This window comes from cyanobacterium endosymbiont of Rhopalodia gibberula (genome assembly GCF_003574135.1).
GTDB lineage: Bacteria > Cyanobacteriota > Cyanobacteriia > Cyanobacteriales > Microcystaceae > Rippkaea.
Window position 1 is genome coordinate 1,212,943 of sequence record NZ_AP018341.1, and the last position, 21,488, is coordinate 1,234,430.

Annotated in this window: 12 protein-coding genes; 4 read left to right on the forward strand and 8 right to left on the reverse strand. The window is 31.1% G+C overall.

Annotated features, from left to right (window positions below; all coding sequences use genetic code 11):
• Positions 1-321: 321 nt before the first annotated feature.
• Both RGRSB_RS03925 and smpB read right to left on the reverse strand, forming a co-directional pair.
• Positions 322-1,545 (reverse strand): argininosuccinate synthase, encoded by a 1,224-nt coding sequence (locus tag RGRSB_RS03925; RefSeq protein ID WP_119259931.1) that lies wholly within the window; start codon positions 1,543-1,545, stop codon positions 322-324.
• 2,885 nt (positions 1,546-4,430) lie between these two features.
• Positions 4,431-4,898 carry an SsrA-binding protein SmpB gene (smpB, locus tag RGRSB_RS03930; RefSeq protein WP_119259932.1) on the reverse strand — a complete coding sequence of 156 codons (468 nt, stop codon included), beginning with the start codon at positions 4,896-4,898 and terminating at the stop codon, positions 4,431-4,433.
• A 1,130-nt stretch (positions 4,899-6,028) separates the two neighbouring features.
• On the opposite strand from smpB, the gene RGRSB_RS03935 reads away from it, so the two are divergent.
• Entirely contained in the window at positions 6,029-7,225 is a 1,197-nt protein-coding gene (locus RGRSB_RS03935; RefSeq protein WP_119259933.1) for a DNA double-strand break repair nuclease NurA, read from the forward strand.
• 321 nt (positions 7,226-7,546) lie between these two features.
• Here RGRSB_RS03935 and RGRSB_RS03940 read toward each other — a convergent pair whose 3' ends face one another.
• The 3 genes from RGRSB_RS03940 to RGRSB_RS03950 all read right to left on the reverse strand — a co-directional run bounded on the left by RGRSB_RS03940 (position 7,547) and on the right by RGRSB_RS03950 (position 10,906).
• Positions 7,547-8,110: a TIGR04376 family protein gene (locus tag RGRSB_RS03940; protein WP_119259934.1), complete on the reverse strand. Its 564-nt coding sequence runs from the start codon at positions 8,108-8,110 to the stop codon at positions 7,547-7,549.
• 1,028 nt (positions 8,111-9,138) lie between these two features.
• Positions 9,139-9,783 (reverse strand): M23 family metallopeptidase, encoded by a 645-nt coding sequence (locus RGRSB_RS03945; RefSeq protein WP_119259935.1) that lies wholly within the window; start codon positions 9,781-9,783, stop codon positions 9,139-9,141.
• 640 nt (positions 9,784-10,423) lie between these two features.
• Positions 10,424-10,906 carry a low molecular weight protein-tyrosine-phosphatase gene (locus tag RGRSB_RS03950; RefSeq protein ID WP_119259936.1) on the reverse strand — a complete coding sequence of 161 codons (483 nt, stop codon included), beginning with the start codon at positions 10,904-10,906 and terminating at the stop codon, positions 10,424-10,426.
• Between the two features lie 146 nt (positions 10,907-11,052).
• Here RGRSB_RS03950 and RGRSB_RS03955 point away from each other — a divergent pair, with 146 nt between their 5' ends.
• Positions 11,053-12,462: an SGNH/GDSL hydrolase family protein gene (locus RGRSB_RS03955; protein ID WP_119259937.1), complete on the forward strand. Its 1,410-nt coding sequence runs from the start codon at positions 11,053-11,055 to the stop codon at positions 12,460-12,462.
• Between the two features lie 1,068 nt (positions 12,463-13,530).
• Complete coding sequence (locus RGRSB_RS03960; RefSeq protein ID WP_119260948.1) at positions 13,531-13,842, forward strand: DUF3067 family protein; 312 nt, start codon at positions 13,531-13,533, stop codon at positions 13,840-13,842.
• 1,089 nt (positions 13,843-14,931) lie between these two features.
• On the opposite strand, the gene tatC is transcribed toward RGRSB_RS03960, so the two are convergent.
• Both tatC and RGRSB_RS03970 read right to left on the reverse strand, forming a co-directional pair.
• The gene (tatC, locus tag RGRSB_RS03965) at positions 14,932-15,696 is read right to left on the reverse strand and encodes a twin-arginine translocase subunit TatC (RefSeq protein ID WP_119259938.1); all 765 of its coding nucleotides are present in this window, start codon (positions 15,694-15,696) and stop codon (positions 14,932-14,934) included.
• A gap of 497 nt (positions 15,697-16,193) precedes the next feature.
• Entirely contained in the window at positions 16,194-17,519 is a 1,326-nt protein-coding gene (locus RGRSB_RS03970) for a phthiocerol/phthiodiolone dimycocerosyl transferase family protein (RefSeq protein WP_119259939.1), read from the reverse strand.
• A gap of 101 nt (positions 17,520-17,620) precedes the next feature.
• Between RGRSB_RS03970 and ispD the strand changes: the two genes are divergently transcribed.
• Positions 17,621-18,310: a 2-C-methyl-D-erythritol 4-phosphate cytidylyltransferase gene (gene ispD, locus RGRSB_RS03975; protein WP_119259940.1), complete on the forward strand. Its 690-nt coding sequence runs from the start codon at positions 17,621-17,623 to the stop codon at positions 18,308-18,310.
• An 860-nt stretch (positions 18,311-19,170) separates the two neighbouring features.
• Here ispD and RGRSB_RS03980 read toward each other — a convergent pair.
• Entirely contained in the window at positions 19,171-20,448 is a 1,278-nt protein-coding gene (locus tag RGRSB_RS03980; protein ID WP_119259941.1) for a hypothetical protein, read from the reverse strand.
• Positions 20,449-21,488 lie beyond the last annotated feature (1,040 nt).

Here is a 21,488-nt window from a genome sequence, read left to right on the forward strand (position 1 = left end):
GTTAGAGAGTAGCTGTTTGTAGATACATTTAAAGTGATCACTCAGCCAAAACAATCGGCTCTTCTAGGATAGCTGTGATAAAACCACAATAAATAAAAGCTAAGAGTCTTACTTTACAAGTATTCCGCAATTCCAAAAACTTAATTTCTATAAACATTAAGTTCTTGGAATTGTAGAACACAGTCATAATAAAAGTTTTGAAAGTTATTAGCTATTAATCTATCATACTTAGTCTAAAATAACCAAAATGTTCAATATAAAAACTATGGTAATAGTTCTGATGTCATTGGACTCTACTAATAAAAATAAATTCTATGGAAATTATGACTTTCTAGGAGTAACTATATTTTTGGACCTTTGCGCCCAAACTCTGGTAGGAAGTCCCCAAATATAGATAAAACCCTCAGCCGCCTTATGATCAAAGTTATCATCTGTTCCATAGGTAGATAAATTTGGACTGTAAATAGAATTGTCAGAGTACCGACCTACAATGACGGCGTTTCCCTTGAATAATTTTATCCGAACTGTTCCCGTAACACGGTCTTGGGTTTGGTCAATTAAAGCATCGAGAGCTTCTTTTAAAGGACTGTACCATAACCCTTGGTAAATCAGTTTACTGTAGGTATCACCTACTCCCTGTTTATACTGAGTCACATCGGCAGTGAGGGTCAAACTTTCTAAGTCTCGGTGAGCATCAATTAACACTAATAATGCAGGAGCTTCATAGATTTCTCGCGATTTAATGCCTACAACACGATTCTCGACCATATCTAGACGACCGATTCCATGATTACCTACTATTTCATTTAATTGACTAATCAAAGTCACGGAATCGAGTATTTGACAATTGAGACTGACAGGAATTCCTTTTTCAAATCCAATCTCTATATATTCAGGCTCATCAGGAGTATCCACAATCGCTTTAGTCATTAAATAAATTTCTTCAGGAGGTTCGGTCATTGGATCTTCTAATGGACCTGCTTCAATACTACGTCCGAGGAGATTACGATCAATACTGAAAGGAGAAGATTTTTTAACGGGGAACTCAATGCCGAATTTTTCCCCATAGGCTATGGTTTCCTCACGACTCATGTTCCATTCCCGTGCTGGGGCGAGAACTTTTAGGTCAGGATTAAGGGCGAGGATACCTAAGTCAAAGCGTACCTGATCATTTCCTTTAGCGGTACAACCGTGGGCGACTGCATCCGCCCCATATTTTTCCGCTGCTTCTACTAAGAGCTTAGCAATTAAAGGACGAGCTAATGCGGTAGATAGAGGATAGCGATTTTCATAAAGAGCATTCGCTTGAATCGCCCGAAATCCGTAGTCTTTGACGAATGTTTCTTGAACGTTAGACACCAAAGATTCTAAAGCACCACATTCGAGGGCTTTGGCTCGAATTGGACCTAATTCGTCCCCTTGTCCCAAGTCAGCAGATAAGGTGATTATATTTTTTACCCCCCATTCTTGTTTGAGATAGGGAATACAAACAGAGGTATCAACTCCTCCAGAATAGGCAAGGATAACTTTATCAATACGACCCATAAAAATTTATCTCCAACAAACAACTATTGAGGTCATTTTACTGGAGTCGAGAGTTTTTAGTTATGAGTCCTTATTAAGAATACAGAACAATTAAGAAATTTAGAAGTTACGTATTAACAGATAAACTTAGATATAGTGCACCTGAGAATACAAAATAGTGGCTAAGAATAAATAGCAAAAATAGTTAAAGAAATCGCAGATTTAGTGAAGCTGTTAAAAAATACAATTGGGAAAACTGTTTTCAGATAGATTTTTCAAGGAATAGAAGAGTTGTAACAAAGATATAAAATACTCTTGAAGGGCTAGCCAAAAAATAAACAAACTTGTTGGTAGATAACAATGATATAAGATTTAAAATCTAAAATTTAAAAAAGAGAAAAAGAAGTTGATTTAAGTAGTTTTAAAAAACTTAGGAGCGTAAATAAAAGAGGACTATATATTTTAAAAAATAAAACTAAATATGAAAAGTCATCTATGTCCTAAACAGAAAAATAAAGCAAATTAAAAGATTTCAAACAAAGAACTAAGCAGAGCTAATAAAAAATGGTAAATATTAAAATATGAATACGGTAATTGTTCTTGGGAATTGCTTAGTATATATTAAGTAATTTAATCAAAGCAAAATTGAAAAATTAAAAAAGAAAGAGTGATTTATAGATTAAGATCTAACCTAGACTACAGAACTAAATATAATAAAAAGCATAAAATTATTGTAAAGATATTTAAGGATAATTTAAATTAAATTACAGTGTTTAAACAAAGTTTAAATATGATTAATCTAAATAAAAAATAATTAAAGGTATAAAAAATTAACCCTAGTTCTTCAGGTATAGCAAAAATATTATATTGACTTTTATTTAGACATATCTACAATCAATATTTTTTTGTTTTTGATTAGTTAGTTATAAATTTTCAGTAAAAAAAGTTGATATTGGAAGTTAACGTCTTTTTATTCTTATCTTTAAAAATTTGGTTAAGCTTGTAACTGAATTAATAAATAATTAGCTTTTTAAAATAAAAAAATAAAAGCTAAAATTCAAAATTTAATAACATAAAGATTCAAAAAAAATTAGAATTTTAGCTATTTAATTTAAAGTAAAAATTTGGTAAAATACTAATTCCTATTGGTTAGAAAGTTAAATATACTCAGGATAAATCGAGTATTGGGATTTATCCTAGTTTTTTGATGTTTATGCTCATAAACGTTGAATCTTTAGCCACTAGCCAATCAAATCAGTTTAATGATACGGCGCGGACTAATATAATTGAAAACATAGTGTTTATCGTACTTATTATAAGGTGTACTCAATGCCTGTTCAGAAGCCTTCTACTTCAAAGCGATAACTCCTGTACCCTATTGGGGTGAAAACTTCTATCGATATGAAGTGACTCACTCTATTCTAGAGTGAAAATGGAATTTATTAAAAATAAAATTTACGATCTCTTAAAATTACAAAAAAATATATATTATTTTTATAATTTTATTTAATTTTTATATAAAATAAATGAGATAAAAGTATTTTATTTTGTTCTTAAACAAGAGGAAATACTACCTTTAATTATAAAGCCATAGTTAAATTTGAAAAGATGATGGTGGTTTCATCCATGTACAACTTTAAAATATTTTATTTAATTTTTTTTAGTTCAAGCAACAGCGTAAACTAATCAAAGAAGTTAGAACTATAGAGAAATGAATAAAAATACAAAGTAGAAAGATATGACTATTTCTATTTAATGGATTTAAATTACCTTAGATAAAAATATCTTCTCTTGTTTGTTCACTTCATTTTCTTGGGTTATATTCTGAATATCACTATTTAAAAATTTTTTAATAACTTTTATATTAAATTTTTTAATTTTTTTAAAAAAATGACTATATTTTTATATATATAACGTTTAACTTAACGATAGCTTATCTTATAAGATATACTTGTCTTTACTTAAGATAAATCTATTATTTGTACCATAAACTCAATTAGATTTTAATATTTTACTTCTCTAAATATTTTTATATTTTCTGAACTTAGAAAAGAATAAAGAAAGGATAGATTACACTTAACTTAGATAGTAAATAATATCCTAATTTTAATAAAATTTAATGGTTTTTGGCTCTTAGCTAATTGACTAGTTTTTGCTTCTCTCTGGCTTATATGTAGCTTTTAAATTATTTTAAATTTAGTGAATTTTTTTTATTTAATTTTTCTAAAAGTTTGTATTTACTTATTAACACATTTAAGACTAATTCCTATAATGAGGATATGTTCTCAATATTTGTAGCTAAAAAAAGATGTTTTTATAAACAAGATTCTTTTTAATTTACTAGAAGCTTTATTTTTTAAAATAAAAGTGTCTAAACAATTCTTCATTGGCTTTGATCCCTGTTTTAAATTTTCTTAAAATTATTAAATCTATTTTTTTATAAATTATCTATAATCATTAGAGTAGACTATAGCAAATAATACATCAGGGAAATGGGAAAACCTACTAATAGTGAATGGTGATAAAAACTCATCTGTATAACAAAAAGAAGGTGTCTATTTTAGACTTATATATAATTAATTAGTAGCTGATAAGTTTTAAGACTCTTATTCCAAATGTATTTTTTGACTTGAAAAACTTTTATATAAACAAAGTTTTTGTGAGTATCAAAATTTTATAAAATAAATTTTTGGCTTTTGTTTATTACGATTTTGTTATAGCCAGTCTAGAATAACTAATGAAGCCTACCTTTAGACATTGAATTATGTCAATACACCAATTCCTTACGAGAAGAAAAAAAGATAAAAACTTCAAGAATAAACTTGAGGAAGATTCAAAACTGATTGTTAGCTAAATGTAAAATCAAAAATACTATACAAACATACTGAGGATTTTTTGATTAATACCTAATATTGTTTCATTGCCCGTGATATTTCTCTTTCATCCTGACGACGTTTGATGGTTTCCCGTTTGTCATGAAGTTTCTTACCTCGTCCTAACCCTAAACTAACTTTAACTAAACTTCCTTTGAGGTATATTTTCAGGGGAACTAAAGTTAAGCCTTTTTGTTCAATTTTTCCAATTAACTGATTAATTTCTTTACGGTGTAACAACAATTTCCGATTCCTACGAGGATCATGATTAAAATATTGACTACTAGCCTGATAAGGCGAAATATTAACGTTAAGCAACCACGCTTCCCCTTTCTGAATTAACGCATAGCCGTCACCCAGGTTAACTTTACCTGCTCGAATGGACTTAACCTCTGTTCCTACCAATGCAATACCCGCCTCGTAGGTTTCTAAAATTTCATAAAGAAAACGGGCTTTGCGATTATCGCTAATGATTTTGATTGGTTGTTTTTGATTACTCATAGGACTTCAAGTGTAACATGATTTTTCTTCAAGGTTACAGTTATGACTTTTCCAAACTAAGTATATTTAATTAACAGTTAATAACTACTATAACTTTTATTTTAACTGTATTAGATAACTCTATTTTTTTTACAAGGATAAAGTTTTTATGATTTGATAAACTTTGTAAAACAAGTCTAGAAGAGTCACAATTATTCTCTTATATAGGGTAGAATTGGTTCAGAACTAGATAATTATTATTCCTTGTGAAGATTATGACTTGTTAACTTTTTTCTAATTTGTATAACAAAGTTAAAGTAACTGATAGTTATTTAAACTCTAAAAGGACTAAGTGACTGTTGCTTGATTTGTTATTAAAGTTAAAATAATTTTTCGCACAACCATATACAAATGTATTTTATTGGCTCGTTTTACTCGGCTATCTTTCTAGAGTGCTTCATGGAATTTATTCAGATATTAAATAATTAAAACTTAATAGCTTTATGAGTAAATCTTGATCTAAATCTCTATTAAACTGTGTATTAGTTAATTAAATTTATTAATATTTAAAGTTAAGTATATTTCCTTACTCAGTACCTGATTAATTTGATTAAACCATTGGTGATAACCATCCTTAATTAGAGCAATAGTAAATCATTTTTTGGATAAAATTGAACAATATCTGGACTAATATAGTAAAGATACACAATAAATCTTTATATTTTTTAACTTAAATACTTTCATTATCTGAGTTAAACTCATTATATATAAACTTTACAAAAAAAACCTTATTTGCTTTAAAGATGTTGTCAGTTAAACCTGTAACTTATTGCAAGTTCTATGATGCGACTGAGGTCGTTTTTAAATTGTAATAAACTGTTTTAATAGGAATTCTAATGATACAGCCAAAAAACATAGTTTTTAGATTGTAATAAATTACAAAAAAAATAAAAGAAGTTGATTATGCTTTACTCTCTAAGAATAAACTCTTTGATTATAAGTTTAACAGAGTTTATTTATTTTTTTTAGCATTTATAAAACACTAATCGAACATGGAGAACTGAAACTAAATATAGATATTAATTTTGTTTTTAAAACAAGTCAAAAAATAATATTAATCAGTTTTTTAAATACTTATTTAAACCATTAAAATGCTTGATATTGCAAAAATTGCTAAAAAAATACCAGAAATTAGTCAACATTTTCGACAAGAAGTAGATGCTAGTTATGGACGGTTGAAAAAAGCACAAAAAATCTTACATAAGATACACGATAAAGAAACTGAATTAATTAAAAAATATGAGAAGTGGCGCGATTTCCTGACTTTTTCAGCAGCTATTCCTATCGAACCTCTAAATACCAGAATTAACCTGACATCACCTCCCTATAGTCATAGTGTTTTTGCTACTGATGGCTCTCAAATTTCTCCTTCTCACCATGAAATCGCGTATTGTTATTTAATAAATGTTGGACGTGTGATGCTTCATTATGGACAAAATTTACATCCTTTACTTGACAGTTTACCTGAAGTTTATTACCGTCCAGAAGATATTTATATTCCCAAACAATGGGGAATTCGAACAGAAGAATGGATAGGATATCGCCGTAGCGTTTTAGAAGCGGAAATTCTTGCCGACATGGCTTGTCGTTGGGTAAACCTCCCAGGTGCGCATCAAGAACCTAATTTAGCAATGGTGGACGGTTCGTTGATTTACTGGTTTTTGGAGGGATTACCTAAGGGAGCACGAGATCACATTCTCCCCCCAATCCTAACAGCTTGGGAACAGTTACAGAAATCACGAATTCCTATAGTAGGTTATTTAAGCGCATCTCGTAGTGTGGAAAGTATAAACTTTTTACGGTTATACACTTGTCCTTTCAATACCCCAAATTGTTTTACCAATTGTGGAGACTCAGAAGAAAAAAATTTACCTTGTCAAATAATAGAACCTTTGCGGGATATAAACCTTTGGGGACATTTTTTAGAACCTGGCCAACGAGGTCCTTTATGGCGTAGTTCTCAACGAATTCTAGAATTATATGAGGAAGCGCAACAGATTTATTTTTGTTATGTTAATCTGGGATCAGAAATTGCCCGAGTGGAATTTCCCGCTTGGGTTGTCGAAGATAAACCCTTATTAGAACAGGCTTTAGGTATTCTGTTAGGACAGGTCAGTAAAGGATATGGTTATCCTATCGCTTTATCTGAGTCCCATAATCAAGCTGTTATTAGAGGAGGCGATCGCGTCAGATTCTTTGCTCTACTTGAACAACAAATGATCCGTGCTGGGTTACAAAACGTTGGAACATCTTATAAAGAAGTTAGAAAACGAGAAAGTATTGCTTAATCGAGACTTTTTGACAGTTTTAGTTTTTACCTGGATGGAAAAGTTATTTTCTGGGTTTTCCATCTTTCCATTTGCTTCTTTGTAGGGAGAGGCGATTATCACTCTTCTAGACTAAGCATGATCTATCAGTAACCGACAACTTTCAACAATCCTATTATGAAATAATTCTATAACCACAAAAACTTCACTTTGATAAAAACTAGGTCTTTAAAGTCTTAAAAACCTTATCGAGCAATACTTTCAGTTTTTTTACTATGATTTCTTTCATAACTACACTAGAAAAGTCGTAATTACGCATCGTTGAAGAAAAACTGTCTAAGTCTAAAGATTTTCTTTCAATCTATCTAACTCATCATCAAGTTCCCACTTCTGAAATTCAGCTTCAAGGGGATCGGTCGCTTTATTATAGGAATAGTAATTAACCCCTTGATTCCAACCAATATTACTGTAATTTTCCTTGGTGTAAGCCGATTGAGCTTGTGTGACTTGAGTTTGAACTTCCTGTTTACGTTTTTGAATTTGACGAAGTAATTCTTTAGTTTTAATAATTTGTTGTTTTGCTCCTTGCATTTGTCCCCAAAGCTGATTTCCTTGGCGCAATAAAGCTGCCTCTCTTTGTTGGGCAGGTTTTGCTAAATCTAAACGTCCGACTGCTATAGCTTTAGCAATTCTTCGGTGCCACCGCTGAATATCTTGAGCCACATTCAAAATATCATTTTCTAAGCGTTTTTTTTGTTTTTCTAATTCAATAATTAATTTTAGCGTTTCTTTTTCCTGTTCTCGTAGCTGTTCTAGAAGAGCTTGTAACTCTAGATGAGGATTCTTTCTGAGGAATTCTTCAAGTTGTGTTTCGAGAAATTGACTAAAGTTTTCAAAAATATTCATGCAACTATTAACTAATTTAATAACTAATTAAAAATTTCTACTCTACTTCAAGATAGCGTGTTTATCCGTTAGGATAAATAACTATTTTCTGATTTTGTACTTATATCAACATACAACCACTTATTTCAATAGACTCTTCAAGGAAAAAACACTGACTAATCCCATTATTGAGTAAAAACAACAGAAGGATGATACGCCTTATTTGAGTGATCCAACTAACTCGTGTCTAGAATTTCCTATGAAAGTCAGTACTGATGAAATTGCCATCGGACATGATCACTTATAAAGTATTTCACTCAACACATTGGTGAGACACGAACCTGGGTCGGAGAAGTTGATGAGCGATTTTGGATAGGAATAGGAGTGACAGGAGACAGGGAAGTAGTTAGAGGTGATGCCACTTCTGATAAAAATTACTGTGACAGATGGATAGTTGATCATTTAGACTCAACTGGGGTTTAAGGGTTAGGTTTTGTATCAATAGCCTTCATGGACTGCTCTAGATACGCAATAAACTGAGTATCATCTAGGGATTAGAGACGATTTCAAGTCTTTTGTTTTTGGGAACTAGAAAGTAAGTAACTATAACTTATCCAACCACAATGCCACTAAAATAAAACATGTATAACTTACCTTAAAGAGGATTTTGTCCAAAAATTATAGGATAGAACGACCGCTTTTAATTAGACTCACGAGTTCTTTTTATCGCCTTATTGAATTTATTTTTGACTACTTACTCAAAAATAAATTAACAACACTATGTTTAAGAACCATCAATGAAATAGGAAAACTGTCAATAAAAGAGACAGGAATTGATGAGAGTTAATAACAATCTAGGATCTCAAAAGAAAAAGAAAATTTAAATCAAGTTCTGAAAAAATTCGTAAATTTTAAAAAAGGGCTAAAAATAAAAACAAAAAAGTTAAGGAGAGGACTTATTAATATTCTAATTTTTATTTAGAGCTACTGACTTATTTTTAAACGACAATCGCTCAATTTCATCCCAATACAATCATCCACTCAAAATTTTAGTCCTCAGCTCGCCATTCTCTGTTACCAATCCTAGGCGATGTACTATTAGGAACTTCTAACCGTGAAGGACGAGTGCGAGTATTTCTGCGAACATTAGTAACCCCATCAGGTTCAGGTAAAAAGGCAATGGGATCAACCGCTGTTCTTCCCTTAGGGTGAATTTCAAAATGTAAATGGGGCCCAGTACTATTGCCAGTACTTCCCATCTCAGCAATTTGTTGTCCTTGTTCAACTTGTTGTCCGCGACGAACTAAAAGCCGACGGTTATGTCCATAAAAACTGATGCTACCGTCAGGATGACGTAATTTTACCAAAATTCCATAGCCTTGAGAATTCCATCCGGCTGAAATCACTACCCCAGTGGCGGACGCAAAAACCGGGGTTCCCATTGGTCCTGCAATGTCAATTCCTTCGTGCATATTGCCGTAACGTATTCCAAAACCAGAAGTCATTCGCCCTTGAGTTGGCCAAATATAACCTGTAGATATTTGAGGGGTTTTCAGTTTATATCTGTTAGAGGTATTGGGAGAAAATTTTATCCTACCGTTTGAGTCCCCCGACGCCTCAACTATATTGTTACAAAACACGGATAGGAGCAAGCTAACACTCGTTAGGGCTAATCCCGGAGATAATCGTTTCATATGTTTTAAGAGAAATTAAAGTCTTATGAGTAAGAAGGTTTTGTTAAAAACTTGAAAATGTTGTGAAATTACTTTACTTGATATATGTCAGAACGTAAAGGCCGCAATAATGACTGATCTGTTTCATAAAACCTATGCAATTTTTTAGAAAAGTATTCGTGTTAAATTTCTGCTGCAACCTAGAAATTCAACTTCTTTTCGTCTTTGGCGAAGCGCACCCCAAAGGGCTAATTTTACCTCTGAACGGAGTGTCTGATTTTTTGTAAAAATATCTCTTTGCTTATATCTTAAGCGAAGAGAAGGAGAATAACTCGTCTGAATAAACCCAAAAGTTACAATTTTGGGATACTATTCCTCAGTTTTTGGAAAAAAGAAAGATTATCAAGCAAATCGTTGTGACTAATAATGCTCAAGAGTTATTTTAAATTAAAACCTATTACATTCATACAACCACCAATCAGAGGTATTAACCCTAACTTATAAACTATAATGGGCGAGTTGCCTACGAGTTTAAGTTAAGTCCTATCTATTCAATAAGATAGGAGTTGATAGTAGTTGTTTCATTGATCGTGATATTATCCCTATAATTTAGACAATTTTAGAATTGCTTCAACTTAGGAAAACTCGTTTGTGATGATCATTAAAAATAAAGATGATTTTGACGAATTTCTTCTAATAATCCCCCACAAGCATCTAATAATAAATCAATTACCTTATCAAATCCTGCCCGACCTCCATAATAAGGGTCTAGGATTTGTTTTTCATGATGTTGTGTCATAAACTCACATATCAAGCGCACTTTATTCTTATACACTCCTTGGGAATCAAGAACTAAAATATTTTGATAATTTTCCTGATCCATTGCTAAAATCAGGTCAAACTGTTTAAAGTCAAACCAATCAAATTGCCTAGCCCTGCCCCGAAACTCAATTCCCCGACTCAGTGCAGCAGATTTCATTCTACGATCTGGGGCTGCACCAATATGGTAACTTGATGTCCCCGCCGAATCGCAAATAATCTGTTCTTCTAAATTCGCTTCTTTGATTAGGTGGTTCATAATATTCTCCGCTGCCGGAGAGCGACAAATATTACCAAGACAGACAAACAACAATCTGTATACCATGAAATTTACCAAAATACCTTATAACGACGATTCTAACTGAATTTGAACCAGGATACTCTAGATTATATGCTGGATTCTAACCCTGATCCAATGCTAAGGTTCAATCACCAAATTTATACTCCTGCTTCTTAGAGGAAAATTTTCAAATGTTGAATTTACTTAAGAAAACTCGTTCTTATAGTTCCTATAACAACAATTTCTACAATAAAAAGCCCAATCGCTTCCCTAAAATTTCCTTATTTTGGCTGCTCCTTGCTTGCCCTGTTTTAATTATCCTTTCGGAGTTTTTAGCTCAAGCTTATTTAGGAGTAACAGGTAAAGATAACAATATAGATGGTAAGTCACCTTTAATAAAAGCCTATCAGCTTAACTTCCTGACCGCTAATAAACGACCAATAGAAGGATTGACTGACGGAGGAGATTTATTAGTTAAGCGCAGTCCTACCTTGGGGTATGAACTTATAAGTCCTCAAAAAGGTGAATTTTGGCAAATCAATGAACAAGGGGTACGGGATAGTGAGCCTCTACCCTTAGCAAAACCGAAGAATGAAATTCGGATTTTTATTTTAGGGGGGTCGACCGCTTTTGGACAGTTAAATACTAATAACCAGGCCACTATTAGCCATTACCTTGAAGCTCGTCTTAAACAACGAGTTGAACAACAAAAAAGTTCTCCAGCTCAATACCGTCCTGATGTTTTTCCTTTTTTTGCTCCCACTAGAAGACAATTAACAAAATTACCTCCCAAGATTCGTGAGGGTAACTATCGAGTTATTAATGCCGCAGTTCCAGGATATGCTTCAGGAAATCAATTAGCTAAATTAGCCCTGAGAATTCTACCTTATCAACCAGATTTAATTGTGGTCTTGGATGGTTATGAAGATTTGATGTTACAAAGTAGTCAGCCTCAAGCTGATATTCCCCATATTGACGAGTTTTTAGCCGATGCCAAAGTTTACTTTCGTTATTCTTTGGATTTTTCTTTTAATCAATGGCTAAGAAGTACAGCATTAGTGAAAACATTTAACTCTTTTACTCCTCAATCTTCTGTTTCTTTAGACCAAACCAGTTTAGCCCTCAATAATGAGGGTAAATCTCTCGAGTCCTATTTACCTAATGATATTGAAGAGTTGAAACGTCGGGTTGACCGTTATAGAGAAAATCATAAACAGTTAATTAAGTTATCTGCACGATGGGAAATTCCTGTTGTGTTAGCCATTCAACCAGAGATAACCTCTCGTAGTGTAGATCAACTTTCAGCTGAAGAAAAGGCTATCCGCAATCATTTGGGAAAGGATTATCTTGAGGACTTTCCTCAAGCTTATGGTGAATTAGTGAAGGCGAGTCAACACTTGGCTAAAGCATTTCCAAAAAATATAAAAGTCGTTAATTTTTACCAGAGTAATTCTTCTTTTCCCACTCCGATGTTCTCTGACACCATCCATCTAACTGAGCAATCTAATAAGGTAATGGCAGAAAAGCTTTATCATGCAATTACTGCTTGGGAAAAAATACAGATCATTCCCCAATATTTTTACCTTAAGACAAGTCAGTAACTCAGAAAAATTATAGATCATAGAATGAATTACCATAACTTGTTGCCCAAAGTTGAAGTTTATGGACTTATAAAAAAACACCTCAAACTCAGATCTTACATCAGGATAAATAAACTTGATAGAAAGAACAATTTTTAAAAAAGTTATTACCACAATCTAACCTTATTTCTTCTCTATACTAGTTAATTTTAAATTAGGTGTGGTTATATAGGACTATTTCCACATACCTGAAGAAAATATTCTTTAATTGAGGTAAAATGAATTACTATGGGGTTTTTATTAGAACAAAATAACGATGCTACTTTACAATAATTAATTACCCACTTGAAAGAAAAAAGAGATGTTGCAGTTAGTCTGTCTACCATGTGTCGTTTAATCTTAAAAGTTAATTTAATTTTAAAAAATACTTCATGTTTTGGAAGTCTACATAGATAGGGTTAAACTTTTAGACGGACATATTCCACATGCTATGTCATTATCCGCATAAATGAACAACCCTGTAAAAGAGACTTTTCCATTGAAGGTTTATAATGAGGCGATTTAAAAGACATTGATTATTCCTTACAAGAATGGATAAAATCCATAATTAGAATCTTTGATGCCATTTGCAATGACTAGTTATTGGAAAGCGAAAAATCATCTATTTTAAGTTAAATTTAAGTAAAATAAACCGAAAATGGACAAAAATTTACCAAATCAATATTTAAACAGGCTGACAGTACTCAACTTAAATAAACTTTAGTCAATTAATTACACCTTCACATCAAGAATATTAGTAAATGGACACAATTAGCATACTTGGACTGTATGTCTAGAGTAAAATCTGACTGTGGTTGGATTGTTTTATATAGATGGATAGATCGGTCGACTGATCTATCCCAGACTCTTGCACCCTGTTTATACTGATAAGTTATGAAATTATAGATAGTTACTACACAACGGAATGATTGATATTTTCCAGTTAAGAAAGTACTATGATGGATTGAAGAAATGCGATCTTTCATGATTAGAGTTATCAATCTAAGTTATGATGAAAAGGGGAGTTTAGTTTGTGGACTAGAAAAAATAATGACTGGACAAGAATTACATACACTGCTGTTCAGTAAATGGGGCAGGTCTTATGATATCCAGTTACGAAAAGTCAAAGGAAAGATTTTTTGTCAGGTGATGTGGAAATACCTCGAACAAGCTTCTTTTCCTATGTCTCAAACTGAGTATTTTAACCATTTAGACGTCGTTGCGAGTTATCTAACAGCTTGGGGAAGTACAGAGCAGATTATCACTTATTTAGAGCAAACTCATGATCGCCCTCGTCTGGGTAAAGTGATTGGTATTTCCCTAGATTTAGGAGAAAAAACTTCTGAATGGATTTTAGATTAATGTAATCAAAAAAATACTTAAATCAACTAACTTAACTTATTTTTCTATTGAACTATTTCTACTTTTTTACTCAGTTTAATGATGATTTATAATTATCTTTATAGTCGATGTCTTACTTGTCAAGTTTCTGGTGAAATCAAGTTTTCTTTACTGTTTTTTTTACCGAGATAACCTATCTGATTGTGATAAAAGTTTTTGGGCTTGTTTTGCGGTAACCTTCTTAGTAGGGTTAATAGGGCTGAAGAATACCACATCCCCTTTTAGATTGTCTCAGTGAAGATAGGTACACCCAATATATCAAGGTTTAAAAGTGCAAGAAAATTTATTTTTCTGAGAAAATTATTGCTATAACTCAACATATCTAATAAGTTTGAGCATAAGTTCTGCATTAATTTATCCTGCCGATTGATAATCAATTTTTGATGTCCATAAAATATTTTTATCTGTTTCAAAGCCAACAAGAGAGGTTTTAAAAAAAATCAATAACTCTGTTTTAGTAACGTACTTTTAAACAAAAACGGTAAAGGCTATTTTTGATGCTTCTACTAATCTTAAAAGAGTTCTTTATTTAACTGAATTATTTGGTTCTCTAAAAAAAACTTCTCTGTATTCAATAATAATGTTGTGTTTTCTAACCTTCTCTAGGGTTGACAACTAGACTATCACTATATGACTATATTTCCGCTATGTAATGTTATTTTGAGTAGATTAGTCAACGGTTAATTAATAAATTATTTCATCTTAAACTTGCTTAGTTTATCTAAAAACAGCGACTAGAACCTTTACTACTTTTTCTGTGTATTTTTAAATTGGTAATTCTAAAATCAATTCTCTTACTTAAATCATAAAGTTAGTTTATCGTATGCAGTTAGTATCAATATCTTTTGAGTTATTGTCAATATCAATCTTATGAAAAATAAATCAATTTTATCCTCACTAAAAATTAATGAGCAACTCTTTTTAAAAACGAGGATTAGAATCTGAAAAATTTATATATTTTCGAAAAGTTAATAGGCCTAAAGTTAAATACAGAATTTACTAAATTTTAGAGATTTTCATTACTCAAAATTCAATATTAACTATCGACTATCAATTTCCTGTTAATTTCAACATTCCAATTCCGCTAAAATATAGTACTAACACAGCAGTAGCTAATAAAGATTGGGTTAACGGATCGGTGGAAGGCGTTAAAACAGCTCCCAAAATAACAGAACCTAAAACAATTACACGCCATACTTTAAGCATTTGTTTCGAAGAAACAATTCCAAGAAAACCTAAAGCTAATTGAATAATAGGAATTTGGAAAGTAAGTCCAGTACTAAACATCAATAGTAAAATAAACTCAAAATAGCGATCAATTGACCAAGACTGTGCGACAATACCAGCTCCATAATTAATAAAAAACTGTAAGGCAGCAGGAATTAATACCCAATAAGCAAAGGCTAATCCAACTAAAAATAAAATACTTGATCCTAAGACGACAGGACCTAATAAGCGACGCTCTCGACGGGTTAACCCAGGTAAAACAAATTGAAGAATTTGGTAGAGAACAAAGGGACTTGATATTAAAAATCCACTATATCCAGCAACTTTAATCGATACAAAAAAGAATTCTCCTGGAGCTAATTGTAAAAATTCAACATCTTGAGCAGGAAACTGCAACCATTGCACTAAGGGTTTTACAAAAATAAAACAGCTAATCATTCCGATAACAACTGCAATTAACCCATAAAAAATACGTCGACGCAATTCCTCGATATGATCAAACAAGGACATTTCTACATCATTAGGAATTTCGTTGAGATAAGTCTGTTGATCGGTTAGAGACGGAATTTTAGTATCTGTTGTGTCCATAATATAGGATTTATAATTAAAATTACTGCTTTACTATTTTAGTTTGTCATGACTTATGTATCAATTCTTATTGATGTCAATATCTCTGAGTAAAACTTTATAAAAAACTTAAAATTCTATTTTATAAAAAGAAAAATATTATGGTTACTTATGAACAAGCCAACCTCAGTACCCCCTAATATAGAATCAAAAGTATGGAATTATGTCCCAAAATTACGCATGAATTGGATAGAATCCGCTTTAACTATTATCGATGTTTGCCATAGAAATCAATTCCTATGAATGAATTATACGATCACTCATTAACTAACCTTGAATTTTCTTGTAACGTACATGTGTATAACAGGATCGACGGCATTACTGCCAAAACGGCGATGGAGTTGTGTCAAACCGGAATGTCCTGAGGTCGTGGAAATTAATGGTAGTTTGGCTGCTTAGAAGACAACCTGCCATTTTATTGTAAACGAAATTTCTAGTTTATTCTAATCAAGTTAAGTTTAGTTATTTATACTATTACATACTTCAGTTAGAGAATAAATTACATCATCAGCTAGTAATTCTAAAGTTTCTTGACTAATAGAAGGTTGAGAAACAATAAAATTAAGAGTCATTTTCTCATTAAATGTTGCAACAGCAACTGTGAAAATTCTATTAAAAACAACATTAGACGGAACAAAACTAATTTCTTCTAAGATTAATTTACCCTCTATTTTAGGAATTTTAATTTCGCCGATATTGGTAACTGAAACTGTTGCAAAAGTTGTCTCAGAATTAACCAAGAAATTTTCTATAATTTTTCGAAGCACTAATAAAGGCTTAAACATATCTTTTCGATTTAAACCTTTATTAATTTGTCGAGTAACATCTCTTGCTAATTCCCAAAATGGCATCTCTGATTTTAGAGTATGAAAAGACATTAAAAACGAGATAAGCATTCCCATCTTTTCAGGGGAGACTTCTGGCTTAATTCTTCGCCGTAAATCTACATAAGAAGCACAGGAAATATTAACTTTTCTTAATTTATTTTTCCTTATCTTATTGGCAACTGCAATTAACATTGCTGAACATAGAGCTCCGTGAACTGTCGTCTTTTCTAGTTGACATAGTTTGATTAATTTTTTTGTATTTTCTGGAGATAAATATCGCTGAGTTATTCCACAACTACGCAACTCAATAGCTACATCTTTTTCCGATTTTAATGATTCTATCCGATGGACAAACATCTTAATTCTAAGCATCCCCAAAAAATAAATACTATTAACTATACTTATTTTATTGTTAATCCATTGAAGAAAAGAGTTATTTAAAGATAAGGTGGGAGATATTAGAGATGAACTAGAATTTAATTTTAAATTTTGTTCTGAAGCGATAATTTGACAATAATTAAATATCTCTGCTTGAAGTCTCACAGATGATAAACCATCTGATATAGCATGATGTATGGTCGTAATCAGGTATTTTGTATCAGGTTCTTGTTTATCTAAAACTAATAAACATCTCAACAGATACTTACTACTTTCCAAGGGAGTATTTAACTCTCTTAAAATAAGATCTTTTAAAGAAATATCTTGCTCAAAATAAAGAGTATCTAAAGGAATTTTGTATTTATTTTCAGAAATAAAATGTAGATTATCTAAAGTTCCTACTATTAGATAGTCTAGATAGGGATAATTAGATTGAACTAAATCCAAAGTCTTCCTTAGAATTACTTGATTAATATCACCCTTAATACGACTTATAATAACTATATTTAATGAGCCTCCATAGCGATTTAATATTTCCATCACTTGTTCGTTAGAAATCAACTTTTCCGGTCTAGACATAACAGTGAATCACTCATTAAATAAATAATGACTATTTTAAGTGATCAAAGTGTATCTAAAATAATGTACTATTCGTAAATATATTGTTCTCTTATGAAAGAATGCATTTATTAATTCCGGCAGCAGGATTAGGAAAACGGATGGGAAGTGATCGCAACAAACTTCTCCTTAGTCTCTTAGGAAAACCATTATTAACTTGGACACTTCTGGCGGCTGAAGCATCTGAGAAAATTCGCTGGATCGGTATTATTGGTAAATCCTATGACTTTCCTAGTTTTCAGGAAATTATTACCAATCTTTCTGTAACTAAACCAGTAGAATTAATCCAAGGAGGCGAGACTCGTCAACAATCAGTTTATAATGGACTACAGGCTTTATCCATAGAGGTACAAAGAATCTTGATCCATGATGGAGCAAGATGTTTAGCTACTCCAAAACTGTTTGATCGTTGTGCTGAGGAATTACTAACCTGTCAGGGATTAATTACAGCTATTCCTGTTAAAGACACAATTAAAGTTGTTGATCAGCATAAATTTATTCAAAATACCCCAAATAGATCTCAATTGTGGGCAGCTCAAACTCCTCAAGGATTTGATGTTAAACTTTTAAAAAAATGTCATGAAAAAGGAAGGAGTTCAGATTGGGAAGTTACCGATGATTCAGCTTTATTTGAAATGTGTAAGTTACCTGTAAAAATTGTGGAAGGGGAAGAAACAAACCTAAAAGTAACAACTCCAATTGACTTAGGAATTGCTGAATTTATTCTTAAAAAGAACTTGAGTATATCTTAACTGATTAATAATTCATAGCATTTATTATGCTCCGTTTTGGACTTATAAAGTATTTAAAACCAGTGTTAAGTCTCTTATAATCCTACTTTCCTAAAGTAAGTCCACACATAGCTACATATGATATGATGACATGAAATATAAAAATATACTTAATATATGTTTTTCGGAATGTATTTTAAAGAGGTTTACATAATAAAGTTATCCGTGCTAAAAATATATTTTAAAGTAATTAGAATCATATTTTTTTATACTAATAACATTTAAAAACTTTTTTATCATAGGGATCTTTATAGTATAAAAAAAATAATAAGTTGTACCTAATGTATTTTACTTAGTGTCTTGTTTGCAAACAGTTTCTAAAGTAGACAATAAGCAAGAGAAAACAGTTTAGCCCCAAAATTAATGCTCTTCTAGACTGGATCTAGGTTTAGTAAATTAACATCTAAGTAGATAAGTAAAAATAAATCTTAAATAAAGAAACAGTTAAAAAAGAGTGATCACTAGATACTAGTTTTTCTAAAAAACTAGGCTTATATAATTAGAGGAGTGAAGAATATCAAAGTTGCCTCGCGACCTAAAAACTCTCTTCAGAACTAGAACAAGAACAGAAATATTATGTTTAAATTCTAAGAAGATAAAAAGTAAAAAAGATTGCAAATTAAGTATAATAGTACTACTCTAATTTCATTAGAACAATAGTTAGTATTGTTCGATAGATTTTTAAATAAAGATAAGGATTATGAGATCCTTCGAAAAGTAAAACAAATAGTTAACAATTATCCGAGATTTGAAAAAAGTGAAAAATCAAATTAACTCACAATTACACTTGTAACCACGGTTTAGCCATCATCATCTTGCTCTTAATGTTCAACTTCTTGTTCCCAAAGATCCTTTTCAGTCGTATAGCTGATATCAGTTTTAGTGATTAATTTTTCTGCTGCAAATTCACAAGCATATTTTATTTTACGCTGTAGAGTTTTACTCGGTTGCAATAAATCTTCTGCTCTTTTTTGTCGAATCATATTACGAGACTCAATTTTATTATTACGCCACCGAATCCAGAAATAGCGAACCAAAGGAGTTCCTAGGAAGGCTATTGCATAGACTAATAATATCCAATAAATAGAGCTAGCAAAGAAAACTAATCCTGTCATTTGGTTGACAACTTTAGGATCTTTAATTAAATATCCTAAAACCAAAACTAGAATAAAATTTAATACTCCTAACCCAGTTGCTAACATAATTTGTCTGCTACTAGCTCGACTAAATAAATAAGATTTTTCTTTTAAATAGCTAGTAACTGAACGCTTTTTATGAAGTTGAGCTGTTACTTGTAACTCAGGGAAACAATAGATTATTTCTCCTTGGGAGGAAACTTTAGGATAACCGTTAAATCTTGTCAGAATAGGCAGCATATAATCTTCATTATCTTCGTCGTATTGAGTTATCTTATCTAGATAAGGAAGAACTTGTTGAGCAATAATTGCTCCTTGATTATTACGGATTACTGACCCAATTTCTTGCCAACGATATTTTTCTAAGTCATTATTAGGATTACCTTCACCGAAGAGAAATGAAAAAATAGCTTCTAGAAAACTAAGATTGCTTTCTTGCCGATTTCTTTCAGAACTTTGATACGATTTATCTAGATAAAGATCGTAATTATGATCAGGATAAAAAATCCAAAATAAATCGGAAAAACTTGGAAAAAAAATAAAATTGTCTCTATAACCTAGACCTCTACTTTCTTGATAGTCTCTATCTTTTCCACTATCAGATCTAATAACAACAACAATTATAGCAATAGTAATCATCACAAAAACGACAGAAGCAATCAGAATTACTCCAAAAGAAATACGAATTAAATAAAAAAGAGCATTCCAGATTTTTTTCCAGGTTTCCTTAAAGCGAAGTTTCCAGTATTTATTGCGGAGAATTGTCTTAAAATTTTGTGGGAAAAGATAGATGATTTCACCTGATTCAGCCACTTGTAAATGTCCTCCGCTATCGGAAGCTAAAGCTAGCAATCCCTGTTGAACCACATTCAGTTCAAGTCCTGCTTGGGTAGCGACGTCTCCAACAGTCACGCGATACCCTAATTGTTCTACGGATGTCATAATTTCAGGACTGAGGGTCATATTACATTGCCTTCTCTATAATCTTTTCTAATTTTTAGTATAAACAACTCACCTTAAACATTCTCTACTCGTCTATAACCTTGAAGAAATGTCAAGAAAACATAATTTACAAAATGTAAATAATTTATTTTTACTTAAAATTTTACGAACTAATTACCATATTAAATCTTGAATAAAACAACCATAAGCTTTATCTAAATTAAATATAACTCCAATAAAATTATAGTATTTATATATTTAACTTAGGTAAGTTTTATTTAGTTTTAAATAAACTAAAGATAACAATTCAGGAGTAGTAATATAAAATTATCATTTCAAAAAAAAATATTTTTATGTTTCTTTTTTTTAGAAATTAAACTAGAATTTATCCAGCTTTAGTTAACTCTCTCTAAAGTAACTACTTTAATCAACATAATTTAACTAAATTAGTTAAATTATGTTGATATTAAAATATTTTTTCAAAAATTTTCCAAACTTATATTTAATGTTTTTTTTCTTATAATTATATTCGATTTTTTATATTTTTGTACATTTAAAACTATTTAATCTATTTTTTTTAGGGGTCAAATAAATTACATTCTTTTATTAAGTAATTTGCTTAGCAATTGCTTTCATAGTTTTAATTTCTGATAGTTTAACTCAATTTGTAAATTCTTTAACTTTTCATTCTTTTATGTTTAAATTAAATTTTTCTAATCTTATTCTTATTCTGGGATAAATTTTTAGGTACAAGTTAACTTTGATAGTTTTTGTGTATCTAATCATGCTAGCTAAATTTTCAAGAAGTCTGATATTTAGCAATTACTATTTTTTAACAACTTTTTGATTTTACATTTATTAAAGCCCAACCACCTATCATTCTATCTCAGACAATCCATATGCCAGAAATATTCAACCAAAACAACTTTCACTACATGCCAAATATAAAGGAATTAGTGATTTTAGAACTTCAACTTGTGCAACGGACTACCTTATCATAATTGACTCTCAATGGAGAGAAAAAAACTTATTAAATTCTCCTAGTCTTCTTCCATAAAGTT

Excerpts from the sequence above, each read along its gene's own strand:
- RGRSB_RS03925 (WP_119259931.1), bottom strand. The coding sequence starts at position 1,545 with ATGGGTCGTATTGATAAAGTTATCCTTGCCTATTCTGGAGGAGTTGAT.
- smpB (WP_119259932.1), bottom strand. The coding sequence starts at position 4,898 with ATGAGTAATCAAAAACAACCAATCAAAATCATTAGCGATAATCGCAAA.
- RGRSB_RS03935 (WP_119259933.1), top strand. The coding sequence starts at position 6,029 with ATGCTTGATATTGCAAAAATTGCTAAAAAAATACCAGAAATTAGTCAA.
- RGRSB_RS03940 (WP_119259934.1), bottom strand. The coding sequence starts at position 8,110 with ATGAATATTTTTGAAAACTTTAGTCAATTTCTCGAAACACAACTTGAA.
- RGRSB_RS03945 (WP_119259935.1), bottom strand. The coding sequence starts at position 9,783 with ATGAAACGATTATCTCCGGGATTAGCCCTAACGAGTGTTAGCTTGCTC.
- RGRSB_RS03950 (WP_119259936.1), bottom strand. The coding sequence starts at position 10,906 with ATGGTATACAGATTGTTGTTTGTCTGTCTTGGTAATATTTGTCGCTCT.
- RGRSB_RS03955 (WP_119259937.1), top strand. The coding sequence starts at position 11,053 with ATGTTGAATTTACTTAAGAAAACTCGTTCTTATAGTTCCTATAACAAC.
- RGRSB_RS03960 (WP_119260948.1), top strand. The coding sequence starts at position 13,531 with ATGACTGGACAAGAATTACATACACTGCTGTTCAGTAAATGGGGCAGG.
- tatC (WP_119259938.1), bottom strand. The coding sequence starts at position 15,696 with ATGGACACAACAGATACTAAAATTCCGTCTCTAACCGATCAACAGACT.
- RGRSB_RS03970 (WP_119259939.1), bottom strand. The coding sequence starts at position 17,519 with ATGTCTAGACCGGAAAAGTTGATTTCTAACGAACAAGTGATGGAAATA.
- ispD (WP_119259940.1), top strand. The coding sequence starts at position 17,621 with ATGCATTTATTAATTCCGGCAGCAGGATTAGGAAAACGGATGGGAAGT.
- RGRSB_RS03980 (WP_119259941.1), bottom strand. The coding sequence starts at position 20,448 with ATGACCCTCAGTCCTGAAATTATGACATCCGTAGAACAATTAGGGTAT.